This is a genomic window from Sphingomonas sp. ABOLE (assembly GCF_003950455.1).
Taxonomy (GTDB): domain Bacteria; phylum Pseudomonadota; class Alphaproteobacteria; order Sphingomonadales; family Sphingomonadaceae; genus Sphingomonas; species Sphingomonas trueperi.
The window spans coordinates 1-20,973 of record NZ_QQWY01000017.1 but is presented as its reverse complement, the minus strand read 5'-3'; the positions used below and the strand labels follow the sequence as shown (position 1 = coordinate 20,973).

General features: G+C 69.2%; 17 protein-coding genes. 11 read left to right on the top strand and 6 right to left on the bottom strand.

Annotated features, from left to right (window positions below; all coding sequences use genetic code 11):
• Window positions 1-52 precede the first annotated feature (52 nt).
• Entirely contained in the window at window positions 53-949 is an 897-nt protein-coding gene (locus CA234_RS12105; protein ID WP_125972468.1) for an MBL fold metallo-hydrolase, read from the bottom strand.
• Between the two features lie 136 nt (window positions 950-1,085).
• On the opposite strand from CA234_RS12105, the gene CA234_RS12100 reads away from it, so the two are divergent.
• Both CA234_RS12100 and CA234_RS12095 read left to right on the top strand, forming a co-directional pair.
• Window positions 1,086-2,030, top strand: a complete 945-nt coding sequence (locus CA234_RS12100; protein WP_125972466.1) for a sterol desaturase family protein — start codon at window positions 1,086-1,088, stop codon at window positions 2,028-2,030.
• Window positions 2,027-2,488, top strand: a complete 462-nt coding sequence (locus CA234_RS12095; RefSeq protein ID WP_125972464.1) for a hypothetical protein — start codon at window positions 2,027-2,029, stop codon at window positions 2,486-2,488. Before CA234_RS12100 ends, CA234_RS12095 begins: the two co-directional genes overlap by 4 nt.
• Window positions 2,489-2,495: 7 nt before the next feature.
• Here CA234_RS12095 and CA234_RS12090 read toward each other — a convergent pair whose 3' ends face one another.
• Together CA234_RS12090 and CA234_RS12085 are read right to left on the bottom strand one after the other, a co-directional pair.
• On the bottom strand, window positions 2,496-3,941 hold the full coding sequence (locus tag CA234_RS12090) for a family 43 glycosylhydrolase (RefSeq protein ID WP_126001803.1): 1,446 nt from the start codon (window positions 3,939-3,941) through the stop codon (window positions 2,496-2,498).
• Between the two features lie 8 nt (window positions 3,942-3,949).
• Window positions 3,950-4,663: an acetylxylan esterase gene (locus CA234_RS12085; RefSeq protein WP_241213476.1), complete on the bottom strand. Its 714-nt coding sequence runs from the start codon at window positions 4,661-4,663 to the stop codon at window positions 3,950-3,952.
• A gap of 290 nt (window positions 4,664-4,953) precedes the next feature.
• Between CA234_RS12085 and CA234_RS12080 the strand changes: the two genes are divergently transcribed.
• From CA234_RS12080 to CA234_RS12060, 5 genes are all read left to right on the top strand, one after another.
• Window positions 4,954-6,141 carry an alpha/beta hydrolase-fold protein gene (locus tag CA234_RS12080; protein WP_206431179.1) on the top strand — a complete coding sequence of 396 codons (1,188 nt, stop codon included), beginning with the start codon at window positions 4,954-4,956 and terminating at the stop codon, window positions 6,139-6,141.
• A 162-nt stretch (window positions 6,142-6,303) separates the two neighbouring features.
• Entirely contained in the window at window positions 6,304-7,788 is a 1,485-nt protein-coding gene (locus CA234_RS12075; protein ID WP_125972459.1) for a TolC family protein, read from the top strand.
• The gene (locus tag CA234_RS12070) at window positions 7,785-8,789 is read left to right on the top strand and encodes an efflux RND transporter periplasmic adaptor subunit (protein ID WP_126001802.1); all 1,005 of its coding nucleotides are present in this window, start codon (window positions 7,785-7,787) and stop codon (window positions 8,787-8,789) included. Before CA234_RS12075 ends, CA234_RS12070 begins: the two co-directional genes overlap by 4 nt.
• Window positions 8,786-9,913: an ABC transporter permease gene (locus CA234_RS12065; protein ID WP_126001801.1), complete on the top strand. Its 1,128-nt coding sequence runs from the start codon at window positions 8,786-8,788 to the stop codon at window positions 9,911-9,913. Before CA234_RS12070 ends, CA234_RS12065 begins: the two co-directional genes overlap by 4 nt.
• Window positions 9,910-11,049: an ABC transporter permease gene (locus CA234_RS12060; protein ID WP_125972453.1), complete on the top strand. Its 1,140-nt coding sequence runs from the start codon at window positions 9,910-9,912 to the stop codon at window positions 11,047-11,049. Before CA234_RS12065 ends, CA234_RS12060 begins: the two co-directional genes overlap by 4 nt.
• Here the strand turns inward: CA234_RS12060 and CA234_RS12055 are convergent.
• Window positions 11,001-12,446 carry an alginate export family protein gene (locus CA234_RS12055; RefSeq protein ID WP_126001800.1) on the bottom strand — a complete coding sequence of 482 codons (1,446 nt, stop codon included), beginning with the start codon at window positions 12,444-12,446 and terminating at the stop codon, window positions 11,001-11,003. The genes CA234_RS12060 and CA234_RS12055 overlap by 49 nt on opposite strands.
• Before the next feature lie 12 nt (window positions 12,447-12,458).
• Complete coding sequence (locus CA234_RS12050; RefSeq protein ID WP_241213475.1) at window positions 12,459-13,811, bottom strand: dicarboxylate/amino acid:cation symporter; 1,353 nt, start codon at window positions 13,809-13,811, stop codon at window positions 12,459-12,461.
• A 221-nt stretch (window positions 13,812-14,032) separates the two neighbouring features.
• Between CA234_RS12050 and CA234_RS12045 the strand changes: the two genes are divergently transcribed.
• The 3 genes from CA234_RS12045 to CA234_RS12035 are packed head-to-tail and all read left to right on the top strand — an operon-like array spanning window position 14,033 to window position 17,618.
• Window positions 14,033-15,718: an ATP-binding protein gene (locus CA234_RS12045; RefSeq protein WP_342449850.1), complete on the top strand. Its 1,686-nt coding sequence runs from the start codon at window positions 14,033-14,035 to the stop codon at window positions 15,716-15,718.
• Window positions 15,715-16,983: a sigma-54 dependent transcriptional regulator gene (locus CA234_RS12040; RefSeq protein WP_126001799.1), complete on the top strand. Its 1,269-nt coding sequence runs from the start codon at window positions 15,715-15,717 to the stop codon at window positions 16,981-16,983. Before CA234_RS12045 ends, CA234_RS12040 begins: the two co-directional genes overlap by 4 nt.
• 20 nt (window positions 16,984-17,003) lie before the next feature.
• A complete protein-coding gene (locus CA234_RS12035) occupies window positions 17,004-17,618 on the top strand; it encodes an isochorismatase family protein (RefSeq protein ID WP_126001798.1) in 615 nt (204 codons plus the stop codon).
• A gap of 301 nt (window positions 17,619-17,919) precedes the next feature.
• On the opposite strand, the gene galA is transcribed toward CA234_RS12035, so the two are convergent.
• Window positions 17,920-20,418 (bottom strand): beta-galactosidase GalA, encoded by a 2,499-nt coding sequence (gene galA / locus CA234_RS12030; protein ID WP_126001797.1) that lies wholly within the window; start codon window positions 20,416-20,418, stop codon window positions 17,920-17,922.
• Between the two features lie 157 nt (window positions 20,419-20,575).
• On the opposite strand from galA, the gene CA234_RS12025 reads away from it, so the two are divergent.
• The coding region (locus CA234_RS12025; protein WP_164521796.1) for an alpha-L-fucosidase at window positions 20,576-20,973 on the top strand (398 nt) is incomplete at its 3' end.

Sequence of the window (20,973 nt, the reverse complement as noted above, 5' to 3'; positions counted from 1 at the left end):
GACCGAGAAGCGAATGGATTCCGGCTTTCGCCGGAATGACAGATGGGAAGAGTCAGTCGTTCGGCCGCGCGGGCACCGGATACACGATGAAGTCCGCGTGCCGGTCCACCACCGGCACCGGCCCGGCCTTCTCCGCCGCCGCGCGGAGCTCCTCGATCGCCGAGGGTGCCAGCGGGAGCGGATGCTCGTCGGGATGGGTCGGCGCCTGCATCCCATAGTCCTTCCCCGGCGTGGTCGTCATCTCGATATGCGCCCCGAGCAGCGCCCGGATCGGGTGCGTCCTGGCGAACGCCGCCAGCCGCTCGGCACTCGCGCGGAAATCATCGAAATGGTTCAGCGGCACGTACAGCCGCCCCGGATAGAGCATGTCGCCCGAGAACAGCAGCCGCGTCCGCGCATCATAGACCATGATGTGCGCCGGCTGGTGCCCCGGCGTCGCCAGCACGTCGAGCACCCGCCCGCCCAGGTCATAGCGGGCCACATCGCGCGGCCAGTCGGTGAAGTGGAAGAATGCCGCCACCTCCGCGGGCTTGAGCCCCACGACGTCCGTGTCCGGCCGATCGCGAAACTCGTCATCGCCGGCATGATGGTCGCCATGGCCGTGCGAATGCGCGACGACCAGCCGGATTGGGCGCCCGCCGTGCCTGGCCCGCCAGCCGGCGATGAGCCGATCCACCGTCGGCCGGATCTTGAGCCCGCCCGCGCCGGTATCGAGCAGCAGCGCCCGATCGCGGCCGAAGAGCAGGTACAGGAACGGCGCCTCGAAATTGGTCTTCACCGATTGGCGGATCACGAAGGTGTCGCGATCGATCGCCTGTACCTGCGTTGCGGGCTCACGCGCCGCCGCTCCGTTGATCCAGGGCGCGAACGCCAGCGGCTTCGGGTCCGCCGCGCCGAGCAGCAGAAAGGCGCCCAGGCCAAGCGAAAAGCGGCGTCGAAGGTGGGTCATATGCCCCATGCTGGGCCACGCATCGCCCCCGGACAAGCCGCCAAATCCCCCGCTACGTCAAACGACTTACGGCGTGCAGCCCCCGTTTCGGTCATCTTCCCATCATCGGAAACACGGGCGAGGACCGGGCGCGACTATGGATGCAGCTGTACCGACCAACTTCGAACCGACCGGCGTGCAGGGCGGCCCGGTCAAGCGCTTCATCTTCACCTGGTTCCAGCCGGCGGTGCTGCTGGCGATGATCCTGTTCTGGACGCTGGCGCCGGACTCGATCGCCAAGGCGTCCGTCGCGGTCGGGATCGGCATCGTCTTCAAGCTCTGCCTGCTCGGCATGGAGCGGATCAGCGAGCGCCACCGCCACTGGCGGCTGACCTGGAAGGAGCTCGCCAGCGACCTCTTCTACGTGGGCATGAGCTACACGCTGATCAAATATGCCGGCAAGCAGTTCGGGGACGACGCGATCATCGACGCGATCAAGCAGTATTTCCACCTCAAGACCGCCTGGGCCGGGCAGATCCCGATCCTGTTCCAGGCGCTCGCGATCCTGCTGATCTTCGATTTCGGCCAGTATTGGATGCATCGCGGCATGCACAACTGGGGGCCGCTGTGGCTCACCCATGCGCCGCATCACCACATCACCCAGCTCAACGCGCTGAAGGGCTCCGTCGGCAACCCGATCGAGCTGTTCCTGATCGGCCTCAGCCTGGGCGGCTTCTTCGACTTCCTGCCGCGCGCAGCCCTGCTCGCCGGGGGCATCGGCATGGCGATCGGCGCCTATACCCATGCGAACATCCGCTTCAACACGCCGCGCTGGTGGTCCTTCCTGTTCAACACGGTCGAGCATCACAGCCTGCACCACTCGCCCGATTACGACAGCAGCCGGACCAACTACGCCAACACCTTCATCTTCATCGACCGGATCTTCGGCACCTGCCGTGACTCCGAGGCCGCGCATGTCGGGCTCGACGATTGCCGTCGGCTGGGGATCAAGGAGCAGATGCTCTACCCGTTCCGGCCGGTCGCCCGTTGGGTCAAGCAGTTGCGCGCACCGCGCCTGCCCGAAGCGGTGGCCGCCGAATGAGCTGGCTGCGCGCGATCGACTGGATCTGGCACGTCCGCGGTACGCTGGCGCTGCCCGCTCGCCCCACCTCCTTCAACGCGTTGGAGCCCGTGTTCGAGGAGCGCGGCACCACGGTGGAGCGTGGCCCCGACACACTCGCGTTCCACAAGGACAATCCGGACTCGCAGGACAAGCTCGCCTCGTTTGAGCACGGCACGCTGCAGTTCGTCGCGACGGAGAAGGGCCCGGCGCTTCGCTACGACCTGACCAGCCATCCGCTGCTCTGGTGCTTCATCGCCCCCGCGCCCTTCGCCGCGCTGGCCTATGCCGCACAGCCGATGCGCACTCCCGGCTATATCTTCGCCGGCATCTTCGCGGCGCTGTATCTCGCCGGTCGCGTCATCGAGCAGCGCAACGCCCACAAGCTGTTCCGCGAGCGGCTGCTCGGAACCGACACCGCCGAGGCGGTGCCGGCCTGACGCGCCCTCAAGGCCGCTGGAACGTCCAGCGGCCGATATCGCTTGCACCATCGAACGGCATCAGCGCGGGCGTGCTTCGCCCGATCGCGACCAACGCCCTGGGGTGCTTGGCATCCGCCTGTGCCTTGGGCTGGATACGGTAGCTGCCGTCGGTCAGCTGGTCGATCCGCCACAGCTGCTCGGCCGCGCCGGTGAAGGCAGGTACCGCTTGCACGCTGCCCTCAGGGCCCACCGCCAGCGCACGCTCGGTGCCGGCGATGAGGATCTTGTAATAGGGCGCGCCGAACGCCCCGCCCGCCCCTTCCGCTGGCGCGATCGTCCAGAGCTGGTGCGCGCGCATCATGTAATCGCCCAGGTCCACCTCGATCGCGCCTTCGGGCCAGCTGACGCGGTTCTCGGCGAGCGTCTGGTTCTGGATAGGACCGGTCGGGTCGCCGGGCTTGGCGAAGAAGCTGCGGCGCACGTCGAACGGCATGCGCACGAAATCGACCGCGAGCTCCAGCGCCCCGCCGCCGCGTTCGGACTGGATCTCGTAGGTGCCGGCGGGCAGGTTCTCGCCCGCCACCGGCCAGCCGTCCTTCCACAGCAGCGGCAGGATGCCGAGCACGCTGCGCCCGCCGCGATCCAGATCGGATTCATAGTGCATCGAGAATTTCTCGACCCCGTCGCCCAGGTCGAGCAGCCCGAAATGCCCCGGGCCATATTGCCGCGCGCGCCCCGCCACGACCAGCTTGCCGCCGCCCTGGAGCAGCGGCACGCCCATATTGTCGACGAACGGCCCGGTCGGGCTGCGCGACCGGCCGACGCGGATGTTGTACGAGGAGTTCGGCCCGTCGCAACAGGTGCCATGGGTGCCGAGCAGATAGTACCAGCCGTCGCGGTGCAGTAGCGCGGTGGCCTCCATGTCGATCGCGACGTCGACCGGCTGGCTGCCCGGCATCTTGTCCCCGGTCTTGGGATCGAGTTCGAGCATCCGGATATAGCCGAAATAGGTGCCGTAGCTTAGCCACAGCCGCCCCTCGGCGAAGAGGAAGGCGGGGTCGATCGCATCGGCCGGCTCCAGCCCGTTGGTCGAGGCGACGATGCCGACATCGTGATAGCCGAAGTCGGGCGACTTGGGGTCGAGCGACTTGGTCCACATCACCTTGACGTTGCTGGCATGGCCGCCGTTCATGCCGCCGCCGCCGACCGCATAGGCGACGTAGAAGCGGTCGTCGATCTTGATCACGTCGGGCGCGACGCCGCCGCCGGGCCGCTCGCCGCCGCTCGCCCAAGTCCAGCCATCCTCGGAGACAAGCCCGCCGCCGCGCGTGCCGAAGGTCCACCAGCGGCCGTCCGAGTACGTGATCGTGGAAGGATCGTGGATGAACGGCTCGCCCGCCAGCTGGGCGGAGGCGGCCTGGGGCTGCGCGAGCAAGAACAGCGCGGCGAGCGAAGGGCTTGCGAACTTCATGGCGTTCCTCACTGCACGTCGATGGTGATGTCGCGGATCGGCTTGCCGGCCTCGTCGACGAAGCGGGCGCAGAAATCGCTGAGGCCGGGGCCGTTGATCACCGCGCCCCGCAGCACGTTGCGGCCCTTGCGCAGCGTGATCGGCCGCGACACCACGTCGTCCATCACCATCCGCCGGTCGCCATAGAGCCCGGCCACCTCGCTGCCGTTCAGCCACCAGCGAGACGCCGAGTTGGAGCCCATCGCCAGCCGCACGCCGCGCATCTCGCGCGGGGCGTTCACCACCGTTACCGCCCAGAAGATCACGCCATAGGTCGGCTTGCCGAGCCCCTGCGCGAGGTAGAAGAGCTTCACGTCGAACAGGCTGGAATCGAGCGCGTGCCAGCGCAAGGCACCGGGCGCGCTGTCGCCGTCGCGCGGCACGCCGTCGAACGTGCCGGGATAGGTGGCAGGCGCGATCGCCGCGCGGACATAGGTGGGGGTGAAGCCGGTGTTGGTGCGGTTGGGCTTCACCACCGGCTCGAGCAGCAGCCAGCGGCGAAGGAAGCCATCGGCATCGGGCGCGATCGGATCGGCAGAGGCCGGCGTGAAATAGGGCGCGAGCCCGGTGGGCGGCGGCAGCTTTTCTTCCACCATGCCGGCGGTCTGCGCGTGCAGAGCTGCCGGTGCGGTCAACGCCAATGCCAGCGCGCACCACCGCGCAGCCGAACGGGGCCTGCCCATCGCCATTGTCTCCTCTCCCCGGCGACTCGAAGCGGCCGCCTTTGTTATCGGTAACAGCATGGCTAGGCGGCGGCACACTGCGCCGTCAACTGGCGAAACGATTGCCTCGCCTGCCGCACCCGCCGCCGAACGACTTACACTCGTCTTTCCAATGCTATAGCGATGTCCTGCAAGAGACCGATATCGCGTCGGACCCGCTTGATTTTCTCCGGCTAAACTGTCCTAATGTGCGCGCTAACATCCGAGGCTTTCGGCTCATGACGCCGGCAGCACTTAGGGGAGGAACCGCCGTGAAGATCGCTTATGCCGCCATGGCCGCGGCCATGCTCGCCGTGCACCCCGCCCAGGCGCAGACCGCGCCGACCGCCGCTGCACAGACCGCCATTGTGGAGGACTTCAAGCCCTCGACGCTCAACCAGCCGGGGCAGCAATTTCCGCAGGTCAACTCGCAGGGCTATGTCCGCTTCCGCGTCATGGCTCCCGACGCCACCGCGGTAAAGGTCAGCCTCGGCCTGGGCGGACGCGGCGGCACCACGCTCGCCAAGGCGGCGGACGGCAGTTGGACCGGGACCACCGAAGGCCCGCTCGACGAAGGCTTCCACTACTATCACCTCACGATCGACGGCGGCACCTTCAACGACCCCGGCACGCGCAACTTCTACGGCTCCACCCGTTGGGAAAGCGGCATCGAGATCCCCGCGCACGACGCCGATTTCTATGCGCTCAAGGACGTGCCGCATGGCCGGGTCGAGCAGATCCTGTTCCCCTCCCCCAGCACCGGCACCCAGCGCCGCGCCTTTGTCTACACGCCCCCCGGCTACGAGAAGAACGCCAGCACCCGCTATCCCGTGCTCTACCTCCAGCATGGCTGGGGCGAGGACGAGACGGCGTGGAGCAACCAGGGCCACGCCAACCTCATCCTCGACAACCTGCTCGCCGCGGGCAAGACGCGGCCATTCCTGATCGTCATGACCTATGGCATGACCAACGACGTGCGGCCGGGCCAGCCCGGCGGTCTCGCCAGCTTCGACATCAAGCCGTTCCAGACGGTGCTGTTGAACGAGTTGGTCCCCTATGTCGACGCGCACTACCGCACGCTGGCCGACCAGAAGCACCGGGCAATGGCCGGCCTGTCGATGGGCGGGTTCGAGACCAAGCTGATCGCGCTCAAGAATCTCGACCGCTTCGCCTATATCGGCCTGCTGAGCGGCGGCACCATCTCGCTGGAGGACGTCAACGCCACGCCGGGCTATCGAGACAAGGTGAAGCTCACCTTCGTCAGCTTCGGCAGCCGCGAGCTGGAAGGCGGTCGCTCGGGTCCGCCGGGTGGCCCCAAGGTCGATCCGCGTGCGAATGCCGAGGCGATCAAGGCGGCAGGCATCCCCAGCGCCTTCTATGTCTCGCCGGGCACGGGCCATGAGTTCCAGACCTGGCGGCGCAGCCTGCACGAGATGGCGCCGCTGCTGTTCCGCGACTGACCATTTCCGCCCGGGCCCTCGAGAAATTCGATTGCGCGCGCATTTCGCTGCAAATATGCGCAATCGCAGACAGTGCCGTCGCGGGGGCAAATCGCGGCGGCGCGCCGGGCAAGACAGGGGCGAAGCAGGGTGCGCAGCGCGAAGCGGCAGGATCTACATGTCGTGCGCCGTCGGAGCGGCCCGGCCGCGCTCGCCCTGCTGCTTGCCTCGACCGGCGCCGCCGTCGCGCAGGAGGCGCCCCCGCCCTCGCTCAGCTTCCAGGCGGCGCTCGCCCGGCTCGACAAGGCCTCGCCGGCGCTCAGCGGCGAGGACCATGCCGTCCGCGCCAGCGAGGACATCGCCGCTGCCACCCGCACGCTGCGCCGCCCGGTGGTCACCACCTCGGCGAGCGTGATCGAGTATCAGAAGACGCTCTCGGTCGACCTGTCCGAACCCAAGACCGACGCGCTCAATGCCGCCAACGGCTTCCTCGACCAGATCGGCGGCCAGTTCTCGGGCGAAAGCGCCCAGATCGTGGCGCAGGTGACCCAGCGGATCGGCGCGGCCCTGCCCCGGCTGTTCGGTGCGATCCCCAACACGCTGGAGTTCCAGACCCGCGACACCGTGTTCCGCCCGGCGATCACCGCGGCGATGCCGCTCTACACCGGCGGCGCGATTCCCGCAGTGCAGAAGGGTGCCGATGCAGCCGTAGGCATCGCCCGCGCCAAGCAGGCCGGCGGGCAGGACCTGTCGCGGGTCAATCTGGTGCGCGCCTATTTCGGCCAGAAGGTCGCGAGCCAGCTGACCGTCTCCACCCGCGAACAGCTCGAAGCCTTCGATCGTCACCTCTCCGACGCGCGCAAGCTGGAGGCGCAAGGCGTGCTCGCCCATGCCCGGGTGCTGGAGGTGGAGGTCGCGCGCAACACCGCCCAGCGCGCCCATGAGCATGCCCGCAGCGAGGAGGCGATCGCCACCGATATGCTGGCGCGACTGCTCGACCAGCCCATGGGCGTCACCGCCTCGACCCCGCTGTTCGTCCATTCGGAGCCGCTGCCGCCGCTCCAGCGCTTCCTCGACGGCATCGACCAGTCTCCGCGCGCGCAGGGCGCCGATGCCGCGAAGAGCGCAGCGCAGGCCGGGGTGGATCTCGCACGCTCGCGCTACCGCCCCCAGGCCTTTGCCTTCGGCAGCTACAACGCCAACCGCAACAACGCGCTGCCGACCGAGCCCGACTGGATCGCCGGCATCTCGCTGCGCATGACGTTGCTCTCCAATTTCGATCGGCAGAAGGCGCTCTCGGCCGCGCGCGAGAACCACGCCGCCGCCGCCGATGCCGCCGCGCAAGCACGCCGCGACGTGGCCGGCGAGATCGTCCGCGCCTGGAACATCGCAGAGGCGGCGCGCCGCTCCTTCCTGCTGCTCGACGCCAACCTCGCCGCCGCGCAGGAGAATCTGCGCGTGCAGCAGCTCTCCTTCCGCGAGGGCGAGGTCGCGTCGTCGGCGCTGATCGATGCCGAGGCGGCGCTTGCCACGGTACGCACCCAACGGCTCGTCGCCGCCTATGAATATGACCTGGGGCTGATGGCGCTGCTCGCCGCCAGCCACCGCGTCGATGAATACAGCACCTTGATGGCGCGTGCCGACCGGCACGTGGAGGACCAGCAATGACCGACGAGACCACAGCCCCGCCGCGCCGCAAGCCGCCCATTCTTGCGATCGTGCTGGGCATTGCGTTGGTGGTGCTGATCGTCGGCGGACTGTGGCTCGCCAACCGTCCTGCGCCGGAGCAGCTGCAGGGCATGGTCGATGCCGATGAGGTGAACGTGGCCACCAAGGCACTCGCCCGCGTCGAGACGCTGGTGGCCGAGGAGGGCCAGCGGGTCCGCGCCGGCACGCTGCTCGCTACGCTGTCGAGCCCGGAGATCGCCGGCGGCAAGGCGCAGGCGCAGGGCGCGGTGGACGCCGCCCGCGCGATCGCCTCGGAAACTAACGAAGGCGCGCGGCAGGAAGACATCGCCTCGCTGCGCTCGACCTGGCAGGCGGCGCAGGCGGCGGCCGATCTCGCCGCGGTGACCAGCCGACGCACCGCCAACCTCTACGCGCAGGGTGTCGTCGCGGCGCAGCGGCGCGACGAGGCGGCGGCGGCGCGCGAGACCAGCGCCAAGCAGGCCGAAGCCGCCCGCCAGCAGTATCTCAAGGCGCTCGCCGGTGCCCGCCCGCAGAACAAGCAGGCGGCCAATGCGCAGGTGCGCATCGCCGAGGCGGCGCTGCAGACCGCCACCGCACTCGGCCGCGAGACGCAGCTCGTCTCGCCGATCGACGGCGAGGTGTCGCGCAAGCTGGTGCAGCCCGGCGAAGTCGTCAGCCCGGTAATCCCCGCCTATCAGGTGCTCGACATCGACCATGCCTGGGTGGCGCTCACGGTGCGCGAGGATCGCTTCAAGGGGATCGCGATGGGCAAGCGGCTGCGCGGCCATATCCCCGCGCTCGGCCGCGACGGCGATTTCGCGGTCTACCAGATCGCCCCGCGCGGCGACTTCGCGACGTGGCGCGCGACGCGGCAAGCCTCGGGCTATGACGTCCGCGCCTTCGAGGTGAAGCTGCGCCCGGCCGCGGCGATCCCCGGCCTGCGCCCCGGCATGAGCGTGCTGTTCGACTGGCCGCAATGAGCGCGTTCGGCCGCGCCTTGCGGGCGGAGCTGCGCCATCTGGCGCGCGACCGCTGGGACCTGGCCGGGCTGACGCTGATCCCCGCGCTGCTGCTGTTCCTGATCGGCGCGATGTTCTGGCAGGGATCGATGCGACGGCTGCCGATCGTGGTGGTCGACGACGATCGCAGCTCGGCGAGCCGCGCCATCCTCCGCGCGATCGATGCAGCGCCGCTGGTGCACATCGTCGCGACGCGCGCCACCGAGGAGCAAGCGGTGGAGGAAGTGCGGCGCGGCCATGCCAATGGCTTCGTCCATCTGCCCAAGGATCTCGGCGCGGGGCTGGCCCGACACCGCACGCCGGTGATCCGCATCCTCTACAATGCCAGCTTTCTCTCCTCGGGCTCGCAGGCAGCGAGCGGCGCGGCGAGCGCGGTGCAGGCCGCCGCCGCGTCGCTGGTCGTGGACCAGCTTTCCGGCCATGCCCTGCCGCCCAATCCGACGCGACGCTTCGCGGTGGAGGCGGTGCCGCTCAACAACGCGGCGTCCAGCTTCGAATGGTTCCTCAGCACGCTGATCTATCCGGCGGTACTGCATCTGGTTACGGCCGTCACCGCCGCCATGGCGCTGGGGCGCGAGCTGGAGGCCCGGTCGCTCGGCGACTGGGCAGCGCGCAGCGGCGCGATCGTGCCCGCGCTGTTCGGCAAGCTGCTGCCCTATGTCGCGGCGGCGAGCCTGTGGGGCATCGCCTGGCTGCTGTTCGTCACGCTGGCGCGCGGCTGGCGGGTCGAAGGCAGCATTGCGGCGATTGTCGCGGCGCAGACGCTCTTCTATCTCGGCACCGCCGCGATCTCCGCGCTGCTGGTGGCGGCGACGCGCGAGACCGCCACGGCGCTGTCGGTCTGCGCGGTCTATGCCGGTTCGGCGCTGGCCTATGCGGGCGCCACCCTGCCGCTCAACGGCGGCAGCGGCTTTGCGCGCTTCTGGAGCGAGGTGCTCCCCCTCACCCATTATCTCGCGCTCCAGACCGGGCAGCTGGGCGGACAGGATCTCGCCACCATTCTGCCGCCGATGCTGGCGCTGCTCGCCTATGTCCTGGTGCCGGGCACGCTCGCCTGGGTGTTGATCCGGCGGCAGGCGCAATGAGTTTCGTCGCCGCCTTCCGCGCCACCTGGGCGACGGTGCTGAGCTCGCGCACCCTGCTCAGCACGATGCTGCTCGCGGTGGTGCTCTACGCCTTCTACTATCCCGCGCCGTACAGCCAGGAAGTCGCGCAGCAACTGCCGGTGGTGCTGGTCGACGAGGATGCCAGCGCGCTCAGCCGCCAGCTCGTCCGCGACCTCGAAGCAACGCGCGCGGTGATCGTCGTCGATCATGCACCGAGCGTTGCCGAGGCGCAGGCGCGGCTCCACGCGGGCAAGGCCGACGGCGTGGTGCTGATCGCGCGCGGTCTCCAGCGCCAGCTGCGCACCGGTGCGCCGGGAGCGGGGATCGCGGTGTGGGTCAACGCTTCGTATCTGCTCCGGGCGAGCACGATCGGTGAGACGGTGACGGAGGTGCTGCGCGATCTCGCCGTCGAAAAGCTCGACATGCTGGGCCAGGCGGTGCGCGCCGGGCCGCCGGTGACCATCGTGCGCGAGCCGATGTTCAACCCGACCGCAGGCTACAAGGGCTATGTCTTCCCCGCCGTGGCGATCGTCATCATCCAGCAGACCTTGTTGTTCGGCGTCGCGACCTTCGTCGGCGGGCGGCGGCGCGAGGGGCGGTGGCGAATGGGGCATGGCGAATATGCCGGCACCTGGGCGGCGTTCACCTCGGTGGGGCTGCTGACCTGCCTGTTCCTGTTCGGCTTCATCTTCTGGGTGCAGGGCATCCCGCGCGACGAGAATGTCGCGGGGATGCTGTTCGCCGCACCGTTGCTCGCCGCTGCAGTCGCCGGGCTGGGCCTTTGGCTCGGCAGCTATTTCGACCGCTCCGAGCGGGCGATGGTGATCCTCGCGCCCACCTCCGCACCTTTCTTCTTCCTCTCGGGCACCGCCTGGCCGCTCGACCAGATGCCCGGCTTCGTCCGCGCGCTGGCGCAGCTCATCCCCTCGACCAGCGGCGTGCATGTGTTCGTCCCGCTCAACCAGATGCACGCCAGCCTCGGCGACGTGGCGCCCGGGGTACTCACGCTGCTGGCGCTCGCGCTGCTCTATGGCGGGCTCGGCTGGTGGCGGATCGCCGGGTCCGGTCAGAAGCGGAAGCTGAGCCAGCCGGCGACGAAGTCCGAGCTCGCATAGCCCGCCTTGGTGAGTGCCGGCCCGGCGGCGAGATGCTCGTAGCGCCCGGTGAGCGACAGCCGCGGGGTGATCGCCCACACCGCCTGCACCCGCGCGACATCGGCGGTCCGGGAGTCGCGGATGTTCTGCGTGCCGGGGAAAGGCTGGCCGTTGGCGCGATAGACGGCATCGTACACATTGGCCCGCCACGCCCGCTGATACTCGAAGTTCAGGCGCAGCTTCGCGGTAGGCGACAGGTTGAGCGTCGGTGCCAGCGCAACCAGATTGCTGGGCGTCAGGAACAGGCCGTAGCTGTAATAGATGTTGTTGCCGAAGGGCGCATAGGCGTTGCGCAGCTTGCCGTCGCCATAGCCGCCCCCGCCGCTGGCATAGTCGGCATGGAAGCCGATCCGCGGCGCGCGCTTGCCCGAACCGAGCCGGACGTTCTGCGCGAAGAAGCCCTGCCAGGCATCGATCTGCTGATCGCGCCAATAGCCCCATTGGTGATTGATCGACCAGTCGATCGTCACCGGCCCCGCCTCGCCCCAAAGGTGCGTGCCGAGATAGAAGCGCGTACCCGGGCCGATGCGGCCGCCCCAGGTGCCCACATTGTTGCGGCGACGCCAGAAGAAGGGATCGAAATAGAGCTTGGCGCCACCCACCCACGCCTTGGGCACGACGAAGCCAAGGCTCACGCCCGAGAATCGCCGCGCGGGATCGACCACGTCGTCGTCGGTGCCGAGATCGCCATATTGCGTGGGCTTGAGGTCGAACACGTCCACCCGCACCGTTTTGCCCCGCGCCCAGCCGCGAAAACCGTTGAGGGTGTAGCGGATGGTGTTGTTGTCGCGCTGCGAGACCAACAGATTGGGCCCGTCGGTGAATTCCTGCCGGCCATAGCGCGCGCCGAGATCGATGCCCGCCACCTCGCCCTTGGCCTCGACGAACAGCTGCTGCACCGTCACGGCATTGCGCAGCGTCGCGGCCGGCGCGCCGAGTTCGACGCCGCTGATGCCGCCATGCGCGATCTCGCCATAGACGCGGAGATGCTCGCCGATGTGCACGTCCGCACCGCCGACCAGCCGCACGATGTCCTGCCGCTGCGCGCGGCTGTTGCGCAGATTGGGGTTGGTGGTGTGGTTCATCCGCAGACGCGCCTCGCCGGAGAGGGTGACGTACACGTCGCCGCTGGGGGTGAGCTTGATGCATTTCAGCGCATCGATCGGATCGTCGCGCCTGGTGGGATCACACAGCTTGCGCCAGTCCTCGGCCCAGCGGGAGAGGTTGTAGCCGCCGGTGGTGGCACCGTCGCCGGCGGCAGCGGCCGGGTAGCCGGCGGTTTCGACGACCTGCGCTTCGGCAGGCATGCCCAGGGCGAGCGCCGGGGTGGCGCCCAAGACGCGGGTTACGCTACGCATCGGAGACTCCCTTTACTCGGCGGGGACGGCGTCGGCGGGCAACTGGTCGACGCGCGGCGCGCGGCCGTGCAGCGCGGCGTCGAGCGCATCGTGATCGAGCCGCCCTTCCCATCGCGAGACGACCACGGTCGCCACCGCATTGCCGATAAAGTTGGTCAGGCTGCGGCACTCGGACATGAACCGGTCGACGCCGAGGATCAGCGCCATGCCCGCCACCGGCACGCTGGGCACGATCGACAGCGTCGCCGCCAGCGTGATGAACCCCGCGCCGGTCACCCCCGCCGCGCCCTTGGACGACAGCATCGCCACGGCAAGAAGCAGCAGCTGCTGCTCGATCGAGAGGTGGACATTGGTCGCCTGGGCGATGAACAGCGCCGCCAGCGTCATGTAGATGTTGGTGCCGTCGAGGTTGAACGAATAGCCGGTCGGCACGACCAGGCCGACGATCGTCTTGGGGCAGCCGGCACGCTCCATCTTCTCGATCAGCGAGGGCAGCGCGCTTTCCGACGAGGAGGTGCCGAGCACCAGCAGCAGCTCGGCTTTGAGATAGGCGATCAGCCGGAAGATGGAGAAGCCCGCCATCCACGAGACCGCACCGAGCACGACGATCACGAACAGCGCCGAGGTGAAGTAGAAGGTGCCGACCAGCATCGCCAGGTTGGCGAGCGTGCCGACGCCGTATTTGCCGACGGTGAACGCCATCGCGCCGAACGCGCCGACGGGCGCCGCCTTCATCAGGATCGCGACGACCTTGAACATCGCCAGCGAAATGTCTTCCAGCGCCTGGGTGATCCGCTCGCCGCGGTCGCCGACCAGCGCCAGGCCGATGCCGAACAGGATCGCGACGAACAGCGTCTGCAGGATGTTGCCCCCGGTGATCGCGGAGAGGAAGGTATCGGGGATGATGCCGAGCAGGAAACCGGTCAGCGTGCTGTCATGCGCCTTGGCGGCATAGTCGGCGACCTTGCCCGCATCGAGCGAGGCCGGATCGATGTTGAGCCCCTCGCCCGGCCGCACGACATTGGCGACGACCATGCCGACGACCAGCGCCAGCGTCGAGAAGAACAGGAAATAGCCGAACGCCTTGGCCGCGACCCGGCCCACCGCCTTGAGATCGCGCATGCCGGCGATGCCCGTGACGATGGTGAGGAAGATCACCGGTGCGATGATCATCTTCACCAACTTGATGAACCCGTCGCCGATCGGCTTGAGCGCCTCGCCGGTGGCGGGGGCATAATGGCCGATCAGCACGCCCGCAACGATCGCGACCAGCACCTGCGCATAGAGGTGCCGGTACCAGGGCAGTGCCTTGGCCGGCGCCGCTGCATGTGCGCCATCGTGGAAATCGGCGGGGATACGAACCATCACTTCCTCTCCTTCGGCCTCCGTTGTGCCGGTAGGACTCGATCGGGCGATACTCGATGGCGGCAACGTGCGGAGAAAGCGAAAAGCGCTTCTCCATAATATCTCTCTTTATCAGCACACTAACTCACATTCGGCGCCGCCGATGCGCAAAAATCGACACATGCCGACCAGGCGAAGTGCAAAAACTTGCACATTGTCGCGCGCTGGCGGATAGCGGCCGAGTGACGCATCGCGAATCGCTTTCCGGCTGGCGCTATTGGATGGTCGCCGCGCTGCTTGGAGCGGCGGTGGCGCTCGCCGCCGGCTGGATCGCGGGGAACCGCACGCAGGACTCGCTGGTCGCCGGCGCCCGCACCAACGCCCAGCTCCGCGCCAGCCTGCTCGACAGCGAGATCGCCCGCTTCCGCCTCCTCCCCCTCGCGCTGGGCGACGACCGCGACGTCGCCGCCACGCTTGCCGGTGCGCCGCCGCGCGCGCTCAACGCAAAGCTTGAACGCCTTGCCCGCACCACTGGCGCCGCCGCCATCTATGTGATCGGCGCGGACGGCCGCACCCGCGCGGCGAGCAACTGGCGGACGCCGCAGAGCTTCGTCGGCTCCGACTATCGCTTCCGCCGCTATTTCCGCGAGGCGAGCAGCCGCGGCGAGGCCAGCCAGTTCGCGCTGGGCACGGTCAGCCGTCATTCGGGACTCTATCTCGCCCGCCGCACGCCGGCAAACGGCGTGATCGTCGTCAAGCTGGAGTTCGATGCGATCGAAGCGGCATGGCGACAAGCGGGTGGCGACACCTATGTCGAGAACCCCGCCGGGCTCGTGCTCGTCGCCAGCGATCCTGGCCTGCGCTTCGCGGTTGCCCGGCCGATCCTGCCGGCGGTGCTGGCAGCGCTGCGGCGCGAGGCGGCGCTGCCCGAAGGCTCCGCGCCGGTACTGCTCCCCCCCGCCCGCGGCGACCTGATCGAGGCGCGCGTGCCGACCAGCCAGCCGGGCTGGACGCTGGCGCTGCGCCGTGCTGTCGGCCCCGCGGTCGCGACCGCCCAGCGCACCGCCGGGCTTGGCGCGCTGATGGCGGTGCTGGCGCTGGCACTGCTGCTCTGGGGCCTGCGCCAGCGTGCGACCCAGCGCCAGCGCCGCACCTCCGAGCTCGAAGTCGCGGTTGCCGAGCGCACCGCCGAGCTCCGTCGCGAGATCGAGGAACGCGCCGCACTCGAGGCCCGCGCCGCCGATCTGCGCGAGGGTCTGCGCCAGGCCAATCGCCTCGCCACGCTCGGGCAGGTCACCGCCAGCGTCGCGCATGAAACCGCGCAGCCCGTTGCCGCGATCCGCACCTATGCCGAGACCAGCGTGCAGCTGCTCGCGCAAGGCGCGACCGACATGGTGCGCGACAATCTGGAGACGATCCGACGCCTGAGCGACCGGATCGGCGCAGTCACGGCGCAGCTGCGCGGCTTCTCGCGCCGCCAGCCGGGCGAGGTCCGCCCGCTGCCGCTGGCCGAGGTGCTCGACGGCGCGCTGCTGATCCTCAAGGAGCAGTTGCGCGCCGTGCGGCTGGAGCGGCCGACGATCGGTGCGCACCTGCTGGTGATGGGCGGGCGGGTGCGGCTGGAGCAGGTGTTCGTCAACCTGCTGCAGAACGCGAGCGAAGCCCTCGCCGGCCGCCCCGACCCGACGATCACGATCCGTGTGACGCTGGGCGATGGGCTGGTCTGGGTCCGCATCCAGGACAATGGCCCCGGCATCGCGCCCGACATCGCCGCGCGGCTGTTCACCCCCTTCGCCACCAGCCGCAGCAACGGGCTGGGTCTCGGGCTGGTGATCGCGAGCGACATCATGACCGAGCTGGGCGGCAGCCTGCGCTGGCTGCCCGAGGAAGGCGGCGCGTGCTTTGAGCTGGAGCTCTGCCGGGCATGAGCGTGGCCGTCGCCCTGGTCGACGACGACGTCGATTTTCGCACGGCGCTGATCCAGCTGCTGACACTGGCAGGGCACGACGTCCGCCCCTTCGTCGATGCGCCGAGCGCGCTGGCGGCGATCGACCGGGACTTTCCCGGCGTGGTCGTCACCGACGTGCGGATGCCGGGGATGTCGGGCATCGACTTCTTCCACCGGCTGCGCGCCGTCGACCCCGAGCTGCCGGTGATCCTGATGACCGGCCATGGCGACGTCACCATGGCGGTGGATGCCATCAAGGGGGGCGCCTGGGACTTCCTCACCAAGCCCTTCCCCGGCGACGCACTGGCGGCCGCGCTGCAACGGGCCGGCACAGCGCGCACCCTCGCGCTGGAGAACCGGCGGCTGCGCGCCGCGACGAGCGAGAGCGACACCGCGCTGCTCGGCGAGGCGCCCGCGATCCGCCGGCTGCGCGAAATGATCCCGGTCCTGGCCGATGCCGCGCTCGATCTCGTGCTCGAAGGCGCGACCGGCACCGGCAAGGAACTCTATGCCCGTCTGGTCCACCGCGCCGGCAGGCGGGCGCGGCATCGCTTCCAGGCGGTGGACTGCGCGACGCTGCCGCCGGGGATCGGTGCCCGCGAGCTGTTCGCCCGCGACGGGCTGGTCGCCCGCGCCGACCGTGGCACGCTGTTCCTCGATCATCTCGATCTCGCCCCGCCCGAGCTCCACCATCGCCTCGCCCAGTTCGCCGAGGCGCGCACCGTCGCCACCGAGCAGCGCGATCCCGATCCCGTCGACGTGCGGATCATCGCCGCAATCGGCGAGGGCGGCGCGGCGGCGCTGCCGCCGGGGCTGTACCACCGGCTGGCGGGGGTGCCGCTGCGGCTGCCGCCGCTGGCCGAGCGGCGCGAGGACGTGCCGTTGCTCTTCGCCCAGCTCGCGCTGCAGGCGGCGCAGCGCCACCGCCGCCCCGCCCCGCCGCTCTCCGAGGCCGCGCATGCCGCCGCCCAGCGCGACTGGCCGGGCAATGTGCGGGAGCTGGAGCGTGCGGCGGAGCGCTTCGTGCTCGGGCTCGAACCGGCCGCCGAGAGCGCGCCCGCCGAAGCGCGGCCGCTCACCGAACGGCTGGAGGCCTTCGAGCGCAGCGCGATCCTCGATGCGATCGCGGCGGCGGACGGCGAGATCAACGCGGCGATCGCGGCGCTGGGCCTGCCGCGCAAGACCTTCTATTACCGGGTCAAACGGCTCGGCATCGATCTGCGGCGCGCCCGCGGGGTCGAATAGGGCAAGCAAGGAGACCGAAGTTGCGGCGTTTCGTCATCGTGGTGGATACCCAGGCCGATTTCATGCACGCCGATGGGGCGCTGTCGGTTGCAGGCGCCGAGGCGTTGATCGGGCCGCTGCGGGCCTGGCTCGCCGATCTCGATCCGGCGGAGACCGCGGGCGTGCTGTTCACCTTCGACACCCACGCCGCCGAACGCTTCGCCGGCTCGCCGGAGGCCGAGCAATTTCCGCTCCACTGCGAGCGCGGCTCGCCGGGCTGGGAGAATGTGCTCGACATGGCGGCGGTAGCACCGGGCATCCCGGTCTATCGGATCGAAAAGGGCGTGTTCGACATGTGGGCCGAACCCGATCTGGTGATCGAGGCGATCGGCAGCCACGAGGCCCAGCCGCGCGACGCCTTCTTCGCGGCGCTGCGGGCGGAGGGGATTACGGAACTGACCGTGATCGGGGTCGCCGCGGACTATTGCGTACGCTGGGCGATCGACGGCGCGGTGGCGCACGGCTTCACGGTCGAAGTGCCGGCCGCGCTCACCCGCGGCATCGCCCGCCCGATCGCGCAGGTGCTGGCTGAGGATTTTGCCGGCAAGCCCGTCCGGCTGTCCGAACCAGCCCCCGCCAACGCACAGGCCGGATAGCCCTCGCCTTCCCGGGATGCGGGGCTCTGGGCCAGCGGCATGGCGGCACCCATATACGCTTGTCTCAGAACTGCTTCTACACTCTCGCCTGAACGGTTCGGCGCGCGCCCGGGCTCGCGCCGACGACGTGCACGGGCGCCCGCCGCGTGGTGCCGACGGTATCGATGAACTGCCCGCTGCGATAGCGATACTACCCCCGCGCGACCATCCCGTTGTTACCGTCCCCAAGAGCCGCTTTACGTCGAACGGGCGCCGCGGCGAAGAGCCCGGCAATCCCGCCCGGCGGGTCTTGCTGCGTGGCTCAGATAGGGTGACCGGCCGCCTGCAAGACGATCCTGCCGGGCAGCAGCGGCTCGGCGCGCGAACCGTCGGCAACGGCCGCCACCTTGATCGTTCCCGGCCGCCCCGTGGACTGGACGATCACCTGCGCCAGCCCATTGAACAGCGAGCGGCGCGGCGCCTTGTCGCTTTCCAGGCAATTCGGATCGCCATTGCCGACGCCGATGATCGCAGCCGGGCCCTCGATCGCGAACGCCAGCTTGTCCATCGCGGTCGGGACCGGACGCCCGCGCGCATCGAGCAGCTCCGCCTTGAGCATCGCCACGTCGCAACCATCGGCGGCGATGGTGGTGCGGTCGGCGGTCAGGCGGATCGTGCGACCGGGGCCGGTGGTCTCGCGCCGCGCGGTGAGCACTCGCCCGCCTTTGCGCCCGCGCGCCTCGATGTATCCCGACTGATACGGCACCTTCCATTCGAGATGGCCCAGCGGCGGCACCTGCTGGCTGCCTAGGCTGCGGCCGTTCACCACCAGCTCCACGCTGTCGCAATTGGAATAGACCCAGACCGACACCATCTCGCCTTCGCGGCCTTCCCAGTTCCAGTGCGGGAAGACGTGCAACGACGGCTCGGACCGCCACCAGGCGCGGTAGTAATAATAGCTGTCCTTGGGGAAGCCGCACATGTCGACGATGCCGAACTGCGAGCTGATCGAGGGCCAGCCATAGGGAGTCGGCTCGCCGCGATAGTCGAAGCCGGTCCAGGCGAAGCCGCCCGCCGACCAGGGCTTGCCGCCATAGAGCTTCCACCACGCCTCGGGGGTCTGCCCCCAGGGCACCACGCCGTCATAGCTGTTGACCAGGTTGCGCGCCGGAACGCTGGCATATTCGCCGCGCGTGGCGATCGCGCTCGACGTTTCCGAGCCATAGACCGGCCGCGCCGGGTGCTTGGCGTGGAAGCCCTCGGGATATTGGACCTTGTAGTTGAAGCCGATGATGTCGAGCGGGTCGCTCACCCCTTGCTCGTTGTCGCCGTTGACCGCGGCCGACACCGGCCTTGTGGGGTCGAGCGCGTGGCAGCGGCGGACCATCGTCGCGGCGATCGGCTTGCCCTGTTCGGCCATCTTGTCCTGGAGCAGCCACTCTTCGTTGCCGATCGACCAGAGGATCACCGAGGGCGCATTGCGGAAGCGCTTCACCATCACCTCCAGTTGCGCCATCGCCTCCGGATTGGCGCTCATCTGGCGGGTCTCGCACATCACCAGCACGCCTGCCCGGTCGCACTCTGCGATCCATTCGGGCGTGGGCATGTTGTGGGTGGTGCGCACCGCGTTGCAGCCCATCTCGCGGAGGATGTTCAACCGGTAGCGCTGGAGCGCATCGGGCAGCGCCGCGCCCACGCCGGCATGGTCCTGGTGGTTGCACGTGCCCTGGAGCTTCATGGGCTTGTCGTTGAGGAAGAAGCCGCGATCGGCGTCGAAGCGGAAGCTGCGGACGCCGAAGGTCACGCGATCGGCGTCGCGCACCGCCCCGCCCGCCGCGAGCCGCGCGGTGGCGGTGTAGAGGACCGGCGTTCCGGTCGACCAGCGCTGCGCCTGGGGCAGCGTCGCGCGGGTCTGGCTCTGGGCGGTCCCGCCCGCGTCCACCGTTACGGCGGGCGCAGAGGCGCGCGCCACCACCTGCCCGGCCGCATCGGCGATGGTCCATTCCACCACCGCCTGCTGCGCCGCGTCGCCGTCATTGGCGATCACCGTCGCGAGATCGAGCGTCGCCCCCGCCCCCTCGGGGGTCGCGCGCACCACGCTGTCCCATTTGCCGAAGTGGAGCGCGTCGTGCTTGGTCAGCCAGACATGGCGGTAGATCCCCGCGCCTTCGTAGAACCAGCCGTCGCCCAGCGAGGCGTCGACCCGCACCACGATCACATTGTCCCCGCCATAGTGCAGGAAGTCGGTGAGGTCGAAGCGGAACGAGGTGTAGCCGTCATTGTGGCGGCCGATATAGCACCCGTTCACCCACAGGATCGCGTCGCGCATCGCTCCGTCGAACTCGATCCAGATGCGGCGGCCGCGATCGCCGGCGGGCACGTCGAAGCGGCGGCGGTACCAGCCGATGCTGGTCTCGGGATAGCGGCGGCCGAGCGGCTTGAAGCCATGCCCGCGGTTGCTCGCATCGCCGCCCTGATCGTCGCGGACGAAGGGGAGTTCCACCGCCCAGTCGTGCGGCAGGTCGAGCGCGCGCCAATCGGCATCGTCATAGTCGGTCTTGGCGAGCTTGAAGTCGCCGGTCTTGGCGAAATCGCCCTGCCCCATGCCGAAGCCGAAATCCTTGGCCGGATCGCTGCCATGGCCGAAATTGAACCGCCAGCCGGCATCGAACGGCAGCACCTCGCGCGGCCCCAGCCCTATGTCGCGCGCGGGCAGCGGGTCGGCGGGGGGCGCGGCGCGCACCGCCTGGGGCAGCAGGGGTGCTGCGGCGGCGAGCGCCAGCACGGCGCGACGCGAAGGATCGATTGGCGTGTCGGTCATAATAAGCTCCCCCAAACGGGCGGCCCGCCAAGGCCGCAAAACAACGGCTTCGGCACAAAAACTACGACAAATTGACGCTTGCCACATGAAAATCGGCTTGCAAATATGCCAGCAACAGCGGCGCGCGAAACGTGCCCGGGCACGACAGGAGGAGCGGATGACCAACTTCACCAAGCGCGAGATACTGGCCGGATCGTTCGCGACCGCACTGGCCGTGAAGGCGGGCACCGCCCGCGCGCAACAGACGGCGACGGCGAAGCTGCCGGGCGCGGACGTCACGCCGGTCGCGGCGCCGGGTCCGTTCAAGCCGACCGACGCCTCGCTCTCCACCTACAAGACGCCGGACTGGTTCCGCGACGCCAAGTTCGGCATCTGGGCGCATTGGGGCCCGCAGGCGGTCGCCGGCCAGGGCGATTGGTACGCCCGCTTTAGACCCAATGACCGTCATTCGCCTCGCGCTTCGAGGCAGGTGGGGCGTAAGCTCAGCTTGTCAGGAAGGAGAAGGACAATGTCGATCAGCAAGTTTGTCGGTCTCGATGTCCATAAAGAGACGAT

What these genes read in the sequence shown, in the direction of transcription:
- CA234_RS12060 (WP_125972453.1), top strand. Translation starts at nt 9,910, where the DNA reads ATGAGTTTCGTCGCCGCCTTCCGCGCCACCTGGGCGACGGTGCTGAGC.
- CA234_RS12070 (WP_126001802.1), top strand. Translation starts at nt 7,785, where the DNA reads ATGACCGACGAGACCACAGCCCCGCCGCGCCGCAAGCCGCCCATTCTT.
- CA234_RS12085 (WP_241213476.1), bottom strand. Translation starts at nt 4,663, where the DNA reads ATGGGCAGGCCCCGTTCGGCTGCGCGGTGGTGCGCGCTGGCATTGGCG.
- CA234_RS12105 (WP_125972468.1), bottom strand. Translation starts at nt 949, where the DNA reads ATGACCCACCTTCGACGCCGCTTTTCGCTTGGCCTGGGCGCCTTTCTG.
- galA (WP_126001797.1), bottom strand. Translation starts at nt 20,418, where the DNA reads ATGACCGACACGCCAATCGATCCTTCGCGTCGCGCCGTGCTGGCGCTC.
- CA234_RS12040 (WP_126001799.1), top strand. Translation starts at nt 15,715, where the DNA reads ATGAGCGTGGCCGTCGCCCTGGTCGACGACGACGTCGATTTTCGCACG.
- CA234_RS12065 (WP_126001801.1), top strand. Translation starts at nt 8,786, where the DNA reads ATGAGCGCGTTCGGCCGCGCCTTGCGGGCGGAGCTGCGCCATCTGGCG.
- CA234_RS12090 (WP_126001803.1), bottom strand. Translation starts at nt 3,941, where the DNA reads ATGAAGTTCGCAAGCCCTTCGCTCGCCGCGCTGTTCTTGCTCGCGCAG.
- CA234_RS12100 (WP_125972466.1), top strand. Translation starts at nt 1,086, where the DNA reads ATGGATGCAGCTGTACCGACCAACTTCGAACCGACCGGCGTGCAGGGC.
- CA234_RS12055 (WP_126001800.1), bottom strand. Translation starts at nt 12,446, where the DNA reads ATGCGTAGCGTAACCCGCGTCTTGGGCGCCACCCCGGCGCTCGCCCTG.
- CA234_RS12050 (WP_241213475.1), bottom strand. Translation starts at nt 13,811, where the DNA reads ATGGTTCGTATCCCCGCCGATTTCCACGATGGCGCACATGCAGCGGCG.
- CA234_RS12095 (WP_125972464.1), top strand. Translation starts at nt 2,027, where the DNA reads ATGAGCTGGCTGCGCGCGATCGACTGGATCTGGCACGTCCGCGGTACG.